This window comes from Neorhizobium phenanthreniclasticum (assembly GCF_040066075.1).
In the GTDB taxonomy this organism is placed as follows: domain Bacteria; phylum Pseudomonadota; class Alphaproteobacteria; order Rhizobiales; family Rhizobiaceae; genus Neorhizobium; species Neorhizobium petrolearium.
Window position 1 is genome coordinate 1 of record NZ_JBEAAL010000101.1, and the last position, 653, is coordinate 653.

Genomic DNA, 653 nt, shown 5'->3' on the forward strand with positions numbered 1-653 from the left:
GCCCGCGGGCCGATCTCGACGATCTCGCCGAGATACATCACCGCCACCCGGTGGCTCACCCGTTCCACCACCGCCATGTCGTGGGAGATGAACAGGAAGGCGAGGTTGAGGCTCTGCTGCAGGTCGAGCAAAAGGTTGCAGACCTGCGCCTTGATCGACACGTCGAGCGCCGACACCGCCTCGTCGGCGACGATCACCTTCGGGTCGAGCATCAGGGCGCGGGCGATCGCCACGCGCTGCCGCTGGCCGCCCGAGAACTCGTGCGGAAAACGCCGCATCATGTCGGCGGACAGGCCCACCTTCTCCATCAGGCTCGCCGCCTTGTCGCGCGCCTGCTGCTTGGTACCGAGACTGTGCTCGATGAACGGCTCCATCACCGCCGAGCCGACGCTCATGCGCGGGTTCAATGAGGCGAACGGGTCCTGGAACACCATCTGGATCGACCGCCGCATCTGCCTCAGCGTCGACTGGTCGAGCTTCATCACCTCGTAGCCGTCGAGCGTGACGTCGCCACTGGTCGGCGTGATGAGGCGGGTGACCGAGCGGCCGGTCGTGGACTTGCCGCAGCCCGATTCGCCGACGAGCGACAGCGTCTCGCCCTCGAACAGGTTGAAGGAGACCTTCTCGACCGCATGCACGGCGCCGCTCTTGCG

General features: G+C 66.5%; 1 protein-coding gene. It reads right to left on the reverse strand.

From position 1 onward, the window contains the following. On the reverse strand, positions 1–653 hold a 653-nt coding region (locus ABK249_RS33900; RefSeq protein ID WP_348864939.1), incomplete at both ends, for an ATP-binding cassette domain-containing protein.